The organism is Chroococcidiopsis sp. (genome assembly GCF_051657925.1).
In the GTDB taxonomy this organism is placed as follows: Bacteria; Cyanobacteriota; Cyanobacteriia; order Cyanobacteriales; family Chroococcidiopsidaceae; genus Chroococcidiopsis.
The window spans coordinates 1-9,672 of sequence record NZ_JBOFLP010000029.1; the positions used below are offsets into that span (position 1 = coordinate 1).

Consider the following 9,672-nt stretch of genomic DNA (forward strand, 5'->3'; position numbering starts at 1 on the left):
GCAGTAAGGTGAGCTTTAAAGTTGCTTCTACTAAACTTTCTAACGATACTTGATGTCCTTGCTCGTGAATTCTCAAGCGTAGAGGTAGGGGTAAACCCATTTTCGCCGAATTCAGTTCTGTCGTGACTAAAATAACTTCCCGCGCCGATAAGCGCAGTGCTAATCCTGGCGTTGGTGCTTTAATAACTTCTTCTTCCCAGTTGTACAGCCGAGGAATACCAGACTTGTAGCACTCAACTAGGATAAACTCAGAACCAATTGCTTTGGCTCGTTCTGTTAAATGTTGCACTTCATCACCGCAAAAGCGTCCATCGCGGTAAATTAGTACGATTTTACTTCTCAGTTGAGCTGCGGGAAGAAAGCTTTCTAAAATTCTTTGGGGAATTTCTTCCCCTTCAATCAAAGCATCTTCTAGTCGATAGCGAATAAATTCTCCTTGTCTGCCATAGAGACGCACGCTAGCGCAAGCATTCATAGTTCCAGAACCTTTTTTCTTTGCACCTCTGGAAATATCCAAGCCGATGAAATAATCGGCAATTGTTAATGGTTCAGCTAACACAAAAGGCAAGTTACCTAGCTTAGCTAGAATGCCTGGAATAACCTGATTCAATAGATGTTGAGTTTGAACGCTGTTCAAGGTATCTTCGTAAATAACTTGACTGGCAATTCCGCGTCTGAGCAAGCGCGAGTAAATCCAAGAATACAGGCTACCTCCTTCTGTATCGTCGCTATGGCGATCGCTAGTTGGTAAAAATGTCAAAACTACATCGGGGTGATTTACCATCAATTCATCGATGGCTTCCTCAGCTTTAGCTCTAGCTTCAACTCCTGATAAATTGTCTATGGATAAAGCCTTTTTATTCTCACTAGGAAGCAGGCTTTCAAAACCATAACGTTTGAGTCTTTGCCGCACTTCTTTAAGCAGAGGACTTGAATAATCGCAAAGCTTCAATGCAGCAAGGCGAATTGGTCTTGACGGATCGCTAAAATCTTCATGACGGCGATACACGCCACCTCTAGACAAACCGGATAAAATTTGACCTTGAACTCCAGTCTGATTTTTTCCAAACACCAGTTTTGTTTCTGATAGCTTAGCTGATGGAAAAAAGAATAATTCAGGATACCTACGACTATTTACACTCAGCTTCAGTTGAAATCCATAAGCCGCTAAAGTTTTTTCAGCTTCTTGCTTGTATGAAGCTAAGAGTTCTTTTCGTTCTACATAAGGAATTTTAGTTGCAGATAGCAACTTGCCGTAGTCTACATCAAATTTTTTAGCAGTTTCCGCCGTTACGCAAGGAAGTAAAGCTGCCATTGCATAGTAAAAAGGTTGTCGATTTTTACCAAACTGTACGGCAACAACTGGTTGATCTTCCGGTGCTGCTTCCAATGCTTGTTTACTAATAGCGCCAGTTGCATCCTCTAGCAATTTTTGTTTATGCTCGGCAATAGTACCTACAATGTCAGTGATGGTTGCAAAACTATTATGCTCAATATCTCGCACTTTTAAGCCAACTAATAGTTGTTCTGGATTCTGCCGATAGGGATGATTATTGTAAAATTCTTCTAGATTACCTTGGTAGACGAAACTACTATGGACGGTAATCGTTAAGGCTGGCTGAAGCAACTCTCGAATTTCAACAGTTTCCGCCCAAAATTTTATTTCTCGTTCGACTTCTACTTGGTTTACTGATACTACAACTGGAGATGAAAAACGGCAATTTATTTTTAATACTCTCACTGCTAACTGTGAAAGAATCTCAGGTGAAATCTGTGGCTGGCGTACCCATTGGATTGAATAAGAGCGATCGCCAATATCTTTTTTTAAGTCTTCACAAATTTCTAGAAGTTTCTCTCGCCATTGTTCTTGACTTGGCATTGTTCGAGCGGGTTTGGCTAGAACCCAAAAAAATTTATTATGCCAAATAACAACTGCATCAGGAAATTTTTGACTGAATCGCCAACTAAAGCTATTACCAACTTTTCGATCGATCTCTGGAGATAACCGAAAACAAAGAAAATTTTTCGGAGTAATTTCTAGAAGTGAAATCTCACTTAAAAAAGTGGGATTTGATACAACTTGACGAGATTCTTGAATAACATTAATCATGCAGCAGTCTTAGTAATAGCAAATTTACAAATAGAGTTAAAAGCACAATAACGGCAGCTTATGCCTGGATTTGGTGGAAAAATTCGATTGAAATCATGAGAGTGACTACGATAGCGATATAAATCTTTTTGATGTCGTTGAGAGATAGATGATAGTTCTATCTGAAACGATCTGAGTATATTAGGTGATGCAGTAATTCGATCTGACTGCTTGCAGTTTTCCAAGTTATAAAATGAAGCAACAGCTTTTTGTTTTGGGTAGATGTAGCTAGCAGCTAGTAAATAAATATATGCCTGTCGGCGATCGAAATCAGATTTTCCAGTTTTAAAGTCTACTATATGCAGTGTTCCATCTTCTTCTTGCAAAACACAGTCCATTGCGGCATATAAGTTAAATGCGTAATTTCCTTGCTGGATCGAAATCGGTTCTGGAAAACCCTCGTCACCTCGACTGAGTTTAATAACTTTCTTACCGACCAGAAAAGGATTACTATAATAATTATCTAGAATTTGAATAACTTTTGTCTGAACTGTTTCTATTTCTTGAGTCAAGTTTAAAACTTCTGCTATTTGTTTGACAGCATCTTGTTTACACAAACTTAAAGAGTCTTGATGAAATTCATAAACTCCCTTCTGTGCCAAAATGCCAATTCGTTGATGTGTATTATCTCTTTGCAAGAGTTCTGCAACTTGAGGTTCTCGCTTTTTTGCCTTAGTGAATCCCCTTTTCATATCGCAGTGTAGATGCTCTAAACCGACTGCTGGAGAAAACAGAGATAGCAAATTATAACTAGCAAACTCCCAAGTTTTTGGCATAGCTTAATTCCTCATGTTGTAACTAACAGAATACGCAGGTTTTAGATATGTAAAATGCTGTATACTTAAAGAAATTGTTTAATATGACCATATTGACCAATTTAATCAACTCTGTCAAGATATACATGTAGGGGAAGAAAAAAATGAGTCAAACTTTTGGCAAAGTTATTCGTCAATCCCGCAAAGTCAAAGAATTTAGTCAGCGCGAGTTAGCTAAGTTAATTGGGGTAGATTACACTTACTTATCAAAACTAGAAAACGACCATGCTGGCTATCCCCCCAGTGAAGATGTCATTCGTAAATTATCTCTGCATTTAGACTTGCAAGAAGAAGAACTGAGACATCTAGCTGGTCGCATTACACCAGACGATACAAAAGTTTTTGAGGAACTGGTTAGAAAGTACAAGCAAATGCCTGTCTTGTTACGCCGAATGCGAGACGAACCTGAATTTGCTCAGAAACTATTGAGAGATACAACAAACCGAGATTAGGAGAAATCAAATTGAAGGTTATCAAACCCTATCAGTCCATGTCCAAAGATGAAATCGAGCATCGAGCCATGGATGTACTTCAGCGCGTGCAAGCAAAGCGTAAGCGTCCGCTAAAATTTCCGCTTGATGCGGGACACTTAGCTGAATCTCTTGGTTTAGACATGGATTGCGGCGAAATAGCACCTGATGAGCAAGGTGCGATCGCGGCTATGATTTTACCTACAGAACGTAAAATTATCATGAATGAAAGTAGCTTAAATCTGCCTAGGGGGTTTGAAGAATCTTCAATTGCTCACGAAATTGGACATTGGGAACTGCACATTGACCAAAATGCAATTTCTAAATTTGTAGAACTGCAAGATTCTGGTGTTGAAACCAATGTCGAGCCTTTTCTCTGCCGTAGTGTTAACACACAACAAGGAATTGAACGACAAGCACAGTATTTTGCTAGTTGTTTATTAATGCCTTTATTTAAAATAGAAGATGTAAAACGGGGACGCGATTTAACTAAGTGGAGACATCTTTACGCTATGAAAGATGAGCTTGGTGTCACAATCTCTCATTTGACATATCGCCTACAGGTACTTGGTTTGATTTATATTCCCAAGGATTCCAAGCAAATTTATCCTGGTAGAACTGTATCTTAATTTATTTACATTTGTTATAAAATGAACCTACTCTTGCTTATACTAAATTAAAGAATATACTCACGCTGTCAGTAGTTTATGAATGAGACTGTACTTGCTTTACCTTCTCCCCTCAAGCTACACATGGAATTGACGGACGAGCAATTCTTCCTGTTGTGTCAGCTCAACAGCGATTTGCATTTTGAGCGTACAGCTAACGGAAAGATCTCGATTATCTCGCTAACTGGAGGGGAAACAAGTAATCGCAATATTGAGTTATCATTTCAAATTCAAGCCAGGATGTAGAAATAGTAGAAAATCCTACAACTTTGTCAGGAGAAGATGTTTTGCCTGGATTTGTACTTGACCTGAAAACAATTATTTCGTAAATTGCTATTTGTTCTCCGTAATTTGTTTAACCCAAATTGCTAATCCACCACCACGACCGCGAGCGGCAATACAATCCTCAGTAATTAAGAAAAAGGCAAAAAAGGGTAGTTTAGAAATAGGCTTTTCCTCAAAATTTCCCGAGCTTTTACCACTATTAAACTTGCCCTGATAAACTGTACGATTAAATAAACACAGTTGCATTTGGGTGAAGTCAAAGGCAAGTAAATTTTTCTTACTTAAATACCGCGCTGGACCAGTAAGTTTGAATAGTAAGGAACCAAATTGAATTTGATTGTTAATTTCTAGCCGTTCCTTTGCATGAAAGGAAATCTGCGCTGGCGCAATTTGAGGAATGTAAAAGCCATTTCCTTGAGCCACACCATTTTGTAATTTGGCGTTACGTGGTGCTGTAAAGTAAAGCCGCCAATCACCCAGGAGAGATTCGAGGGGGTATACTAAGCGTTGCTGTTTGGCTGCTCTTTCGGCTTGTAATAGGGCGCTAACAACTACTTTAGCAGCAGGGCGATGGTCGCGACTTAGCGTTCCGCCTTCGGCATCGCGATTTCCTTTTTGAGCCGCGATCGCTACTTTTGACAGGATCTCATGATAATCGGGTACAGTTGTGGAGAGTTCGCCTATCATATATTTTAAGCTCAGCTCTATTAGCTTGAATATGATTTTCTGCCATTTAATGAATTATATCAATATTTATGAAAAATATTAAACTTAGGCGATCGCAGATGAAGAGAAAATTTTACCAGAAGGCTCAAATATTGAAAGCTTGTCTGTTATTATCAGTTTTTGGAATTGCGCTCGATGTTTCTAAGATTAGAGCAAATGCTAATAATAATTTATCTGGGAATTTAACTGTAGAAATTAACGGTTTTAGAAATCGTAAAGGGCAAGCTTGCGTCAGTTTATTTGCCAGCAGTCAAGGTTTTCCCAATAATAGAAAAAATGTCGTACAGCGTCAGTGTAATAAGATTACTGCTGTTCCCCTAACAGTGAATTTTAGGAATCTCAAAGCTGGAAATTACGCTGTTGCCATCATTCACGATACTAATGGAGATGGAACGCTCAATCGGAACGATATAGGAATGCCAATTGAAGGATATGGATTTTCGAGAAATCCAGAAATTCGTACAGCCGCACCTAAATTTAACGATGCAGCTGTTTTAATTGCTGGTCCAAATACAAACGTGCAGGTTCAGTTGCTCTATCTAGATTAAGACGTTTAAATTTCAGGAACAGACAAGCCACAACAAATTTTTTTTGGCAATCGATTTGGTATTTCTGTATGTCTTGGTAATGCTTCTACTTGTCCAGTTTGAGGATTATGCCATAAGGAATGAGCAGCTCCTTCTCGTTTCAGATAGCAGCCATATTGCTGAAGATGTCTTAGTAAGTCTCCGCATTTCATTCTACTGTAATGACTTCACGAATAGCATTCTTAGATACACCTTCTAAAGCATCTTCTCTGCGATCTACTAAAATCAAACTGATAGCTTCGGCTAAACTTTTTTTACACTCTTCAATTGTGTGACCTTGACCGTTAGCACCAGGAATCTCTAAGCAGTATCCTACAAACCAGTTTTCATCTGGCTCGATAATTGCAGTAAATTCATTGTGCATAGACTTCTCTGCTGACTGTCAAAAAAATCAACAATAGCTGAATAATTTAGCGATCGAGCGGCTATACAATAGCAGCTACTCGTTCTAACAATCCCTGAAACAATTTCAAACCATCCGTTCCGCCTAAAATTGGGTCGGAAGCACGTTCGGGATGCGGCATCATGCCTAAGACGTTGCCTTGACGGTTACAAATTCCAGCAATGTTATTAACAGAGCCGTTAGGATTGTCGCCGGCATAGCGAAATAGGACTTGATTATTTGCCTCAATTTCCTCTAAAGTTTGTTTATCGGCATAGAATCGCCCTTCTCCGTGCGCAATCGGAATATTGATAACTTCTCCTTCTGAATAGGCTTGCGTCCAGGGTAAATCGGTACGCTCTACTTTTAATTCCACGCGATCGCAAATGAAATGTAAATCGCGGTTTCGGACTAAAGCACCAGGTAACAAACCCGCTTCAGTCAAAATCTGAAATCCATTGCAAATTCCCAACACGAATTTACCTTGTTGGGCGTGAGCGATCGCTTGCTGCATCACGGGAGAAAACTTGGCGATCGCACCACAACGCAGATAATCACCGTAGCTGAAACCTCCAGGTACGACAACAACATCGAGATCCGTTAAATCGGTGTCTTCGTGCCAAACCATGCGTGTTGGCTGCTTGAGGATGTCGCGAGTCACGTAGGCAACATCGCGATCGCAATTCGAGCCAGGAAAAACCACAATTCCGAACTTCACGTCGATGCTCCCATCTCTACAGCAACTTCTTTTAAATCGAAGCGATAATTTTCAATCGTCGGATTAGCCAGGAGGCGATCGCACATCCGATTCAGCTGTTCTGTGGCTGTTTTTTCATCTACTGCCGTCAGTTGCAACTCGATATACTTGCCAATTCTGACATGTTCCACGTTATCGTAACCCATATGACTCAAACCAGACTGGACGGCTGTTCCTGCTGGGTCGAGGACAGAGGGTCGCAGGGTGACATATATGCGAGCTAAATACTTTCGTAACACTTGACTTGATTCCCAATCCCACAAAGGCTATAATAACTCCTTCTGGAGACAGCTTGACGGAATAAACAGTATTCGCTTTGAGCTAGTTTAGAAAGCAAGAGAAGTGCGATCGTCTCTTCAGTCATCAAACTCAGATACTGTCTATGAAAGCCGAGAAAGCTGAACGTACTCGCAGTCAAGAACGAATCCTGCATTTACTAAAAAACTCAAATAAGTCTATATCTGCCCAAGATATTTACGTAGAACTTCGCAATCGCAATCAAAGCATCGGTCTAGCTACAGTTTATCGCGCTTTAGAAGCATTGAAACTAGAAGGAGTCGTGCAAGTCAGAACGCTAGCCTCTGGCGAGTCCCTCTACAGTTGCGTCCAGCAAGATAAACATCACTTGACTTGCCTGCAATGTGGCAAATCAATTCCGATCCATCAATGTCCCGTCCACGAATTAGAAACCCAGCTGAATAAATCGCACAAATTCAAAATTTTCTACCACACCCTAGAGTTTTTCGGCTTGTGCGATCGGTGTCAGGCTGAGGCATTGCAAGAGAGCTGAGGAGGTTGAGGGAGCAAGACAATTCAAAATTCTCCACACCCCACACCCCACACCCCATTCTTCACTGGTCACCGATCATAGAACGCATACCCTCGATCGTCCCAGGAATGCTGCGGGGGTCCATGAACATAACTTTGCTGCTGTCGCTGCTACCGATTTGCTTGCCCATGTCTAAATAGTGTTGGGCGATTAAAAATTGTAAAGCTTCGGCAGCGTGCGGTTCTGTTTGCAGAATTTTGGCAATAATTTGCAGTGCTTCCGAGGTAGCTTGTGCCTGCAAAACTTGTTGTTGGCGTTCGGCTTGCGCCTGCATGATAATCGTCTTCTGTTGCGCCTCGGCTTGCAGAATTGTGGCTTTTTGTTGGGCTTCAGCTTCGAGTACCTGCGCTTCCGCTTTTCCTTTGGCACTATTAACTGCCGATTCGCGATCGCCTTCAGAAGTCAAAATTGAGGCTCGTTTGCGGCGTTCTGCTGCCATTTGCAGTTCCATCGACTCTTGCACCGCTTTGGAAGGAATAATATCGCGCAATTCCACTCGCGTCACTTTCACGCCCCAAGGATCGGTAGCGATGTCTAAATCCTGTAGCAAAATTTCGTTGATTTGCGTTCGCGCAGTAAAGGTTTGATCCAACTCCAGTTGTCCCATTTCCGCCCGAATTTGCGTCAGCACCAAATTCACCATTGCCGACTGGAGATTTTCTACCTTGTACCAAGCTTTTTCCATATCGACAATGCGCCAGTAAACCACAGCATCGACTTCAATTCCCACGTTGTCGCGGGTGATGCATTTTTGCGGTGGAATATCTAAAACTTTTTCCCGAATTGTTTCGCGAAAGACAATGCGATCGAGAACGGGAACGACAATATTTAGCCCTGGTTGCAGTTTTTTATGGTAACTACCAAATCTCTCTACCAAAGCTTCATTGCCTTGATTGATGATTTTGACGGAGCTAGCTAGGGTAGAACCACCACCCAATGCTAGTACTATAAGTAAAAATAATTGTTCCATAACATCAGTTATCAGTTATTAGGGAGCAGGGAGCAGGGAGCAGGGAGCAGGGAGCAGGGAGTAGGGGAGCGATCGATTCTCAATTTTCTCTATCCTCTTAATAAATTTTCTGGCATCACGATCAACGTAGTTCCCTCTCGACTGACGACATAAACTTTTTGTTGTGGAAGTATGCTGAGCTTTTCGTCAGCACATTTTGCCCGCCAAGAATTCCCTTCATACAACACCCGTCCCTCTTTACCCGCAGTAATTTCGGTCAAAGTCTCCGCTACTGTAGCATCTCGAATTTTAGAGTGTCGCTGAGGCACTGAGATTAAGCGTCGCGACAGCAAGACACAAGCCGTGGATAAGGCAAGCCATACGACGACTTGCAAGCCTAGATGAGGCAAAATTGGCACTGCTATGGCAACGACAACGGCACTAACTCCCATTGTGAAGCTTACAAAGGCTGTAGGTAGCACGAGTTCGATCGCACACAGAGCGATACCGATAAGCAACCACAGCCAGACAAGATTAATTGACATTTTTTACATTTTGCGCTGTCTATCTTAAGTTTTACTCTTTTCTACTCCTCATCGTCACTTAGAAGTCGTAAGTCGGGAGTCGGGAGAGTTGCTAGTGGCTGGTGGCTAGTAAATAGGGTGTGGGGTGTAGGGTGTGGGGTGTAGGGTGTGGGGTGTAGGGTGTAGGGTGTGGGGAGTGTGGGGAGTGTGGGGAAAAAAACAATTGTCAACTGTTCCCTGTTCCCTGCTCCCTGCTCCCTGCTCCCTGCTCCCTGCTCCCTCATAACTGATAACTGACAACTGAAACTTAGGGGACGATCTTATGCAAAGATAAAAGATTGTGACAAGTAAGCGCTGATACAGAGGACGAGCAGTGGTGCAAGTCTGTGGAGAGGAAACACTAGGTTCAAAGGTTATGAAAGTTGGCGATCGCGTTCGTGTTAAAGAATCCGTTATCGTATACCATCACCCAGAACACCGCAACCAACCCTTTGACATTAAAGGTTTGGAAGGAGATGTGCTGGGTATTGT

The 9,672-nt window shown here is 41.7% G+C and carries 16 protein-coding genes; 6 read left to right on the forward strand and 10 right to left on the reverse strand.

Annotated features, from left to right (window positions below; all coding sequences use genetic code 11):
• Both ACRC32_RS02265 and ACRC32_RS02270 read right to left on the reverse strand, forming a co-directional pair.
• The coding region (locus ACRC32_RS02265) for a Piwi domain-containing protein (protein WP_438552459.1) at positions 1-2,110 on the reverse strand (2,110 nt) is incomplete at its 3' end.
• Complete coding sequence (locus ACRC32_RS02270; protein ID WP_438552460.1) at positions 2,107-2,925, reverse strand: PD-(D/E)XK nuclease family protein; 819 nt, start codon at positions 2,923-2,925, stop codon at positions 2,107-2,109. The genes ACRC32_RS02270 and ACRC32_RS02265, both read right to left, overlap by 4 nt.
• 143 nt (positions 2,926-3,068) lie before the next feature.
• On the opposite strand from ACRC32_RS02270, the gene ACRC32_RS02275 reads away from it, so the two are divergent.
• The 3 genes from ACRC32_RS02275 to ACRC32_RS02285 all read left to right on the forward strand — a co-directional run bounded on the left by ACRC32_RS02275 (position 3,069) and on the right by ACRC32_RS02285 (position 4,348).
• Complete coding sequence (locus tag ACRC32_RS02275) at positions 3,069-3,416, forward strand: helix-turn-helix domain-containing protein (protein WP_438552461.1); 348 nt, start codon at positions 3,069-3,071, stop codon at positions 3,414-3,416.
• An 11-nt stretch (positions 3,417-3,427) separates the two neighbouring features.
• On the forward strand, positions 3,428-4,063 hold the full coding sequence (locus ACRC32_RS02280) for an ImmA/IrrE family metallo-endopeptidase (RefSeq protein WP_438552462.1): 636 nt from the start codon (positions 3,428-3,430) through the stop codon (positions 4,061-4,063).
• Positions 4,064-4,141: 78 nt separating this feature from the next.
• On the forward strand, positions 4,142-4,348 hold the full coding sequence (locus ACRC32_RS02285; protein WP_438552463.1) for a hypothetical protein: 207 nt from the start codon (positions 4,142-4,144) through the stop codon (positions 4,346-4,348).
• Between the two features lie 87 nt (positions 4,349-4,435).
• Here ACRC32_RS02285 and ACRC32_RS02290 read toward each other — a convergent pair whose 3' ends face one another.
• Entirely contained in the window at positions 4,436-5,074 is a 639-nt protein-coding gene (locus tag ACRC32_RS02290; RefSeq protein ID WP_438552464.1) for a hypothetical protein, read from the reverse strand.
• A 98-nt stretch (positions 5,075-5,172) separates the two neighbouring features.
• Here ACRC32_RS02290 and ACRC32_RS02295 point away from each other — a divergent pair, with 98 nt between their 5' ends.
• Positions 5,173-5,661: a DUF2141 domain-containing protein gene (locus ACRC32_RS02295; RefSeq protein ID WP_438552471.1), complete on the forward strand. Its 489-nt coding sequence runs from the start codon at positions 5,173-5,175 to the stop codon at positions 5,659-5,661.
• 5 nt (positions 5,662-5,666) lie between these two features.
• Here the strand turns inward: ACRC32_RS02295 and ACRC32_RS02300 are convergent, their stop codons facing one another.
• The 4 genes from ACRC32_RS02300 to purS all read right to left on the reverse strand — a co-directional run bounded on the left by ACRC32_RS02300 (position 5,667) and on the right by purS (position 7,078).
• The gene (locus ACRC32_RS02300) at positions 5,667-5,852 is read right to left on the reverse strand and encodes a type II toxin-antitoxin system HicA family toxin (RefSeq protein WP_438552465.1); all 186 of its coding nucleotides are present in this window, start codon (positions 5,850-5,852) and stop codon (positions 5,667-5,669) included.
• On the reverse strand, positions 5,849-6,064 hold the full coding sequence (locus ACRC32_RS02305; RefSeq protein ID WP_438552466.1) for a type II toxin-antitoxin system HicB family antitoxin: 216 nt from the start codon (positions 6,062-6,064) through the stop codon (positions 5,849-5,851). The genes ACRC32_RS02300 and ACRC32_RS02305 overlap by 4 nt, the downstream gene beginning before the upstream one ends.
• A 61-nt stretch (positions 6,065-6,125) precedes the next feature.
• Complete coding sequence (purQ, locus tag ACRC32_RS02310; RefSeq protein ID WP_438552467.1) at positions 6,126-6,800, reverse strand: phosphoribosylformylglycinamidine synthase subunit PurQ; 675 nt, start codon at positions 6,798-6,800, stop codon at positions 6,126-6,128.
• Positions 6,797-7,078: a phosphoribosylformylglycinamidine synthase subunit PurS gene (gene purS / locus ACRC32_RS02315; protein ID WP_317105966.1), complete on the reverse strand. Its 282-nt coding sequence runs from the start codon at positions 7,076-7,078 to the stop codon at positions 6,797-6,799. Before purS ends, purQ begins: the two co-directional genes overlap by 4 nt.
• Before the next feature lie 143 nt (positions 7,079-7,221).
• Here purS and ACRC32_RS02320 point away from each other — a divergent pair, with 143 nt between their 5' ends.
• A complete protein-coding gene (locus ACRC32_RS02320; protein ID WP_039715188.1) occupies positions 7,222-7,629 on the forward strand; it encodes a Fur family transcriptional regulator in 408 nt (135 codons plus the stop codon).
• Positions 7,630-7,690: 61 nt separating this feature from the next.
• On the opposite strand, the gene ACRC32_RS02325 is transcribed toward ACRC32_RS02320, so the two are convergent.
• The 3 genes from ACRC32_RS02325 to ACRC32_RS02335 all read right to left on the reverse strand — a co-directional run bounded on the left by ACRC32_RS02325 (position 7,691) and on the right by ACRC32_RS02335 (position 9,425).
• Positions 7,691-8,638: an SPFH domain-containing protein gene (locus tag ACRC32_RS02325; RefSeq protein ID WP_438552468.1), complete on the reverse strand. Its 948-nt coding sequence runs from the start codon at positions 8,636-8,638 to the stop codon at positions 7,691-7,693.
• Positions 8,639-8,727: 89 nt separating this feature from the next.
• A complete protein-coding gene (locus ACRC32_RS02330; RefSeq protein ID WP_438552469.1) occupies positions 8,728-9,162 on the reverse strand; it encodes an NfeD family protein in 435 nt (144 codons plus the stop codon).
• Between the two features lie 41 nt (positions 9,163-9,203).
• On the reverse strand, positions 9,204-9,425 hold the full coding sequence (locus tag ACRC32_RS02335; protein WP_438552470.1) for a hypothetical protein: 222 nt from the start codon (positions 9,423-9,425) through the stop codon (positions 9,204-9,206).
• A 131-nt stretch (positions 9,426-9,556) separates the two neighbouring features.
• Here ACRC32_RS02335 and ACRC32_RS02340 point away from each other — a divergent pair.
• A partial coding sequence (locus ACRC32_RS02340; protein WP_438552472.1) for a ferredoxin-thioredoxin reductase variable chain occupies positions 9,557-9,672 on the forward strand: 116 nt, incomplete at its 3' end.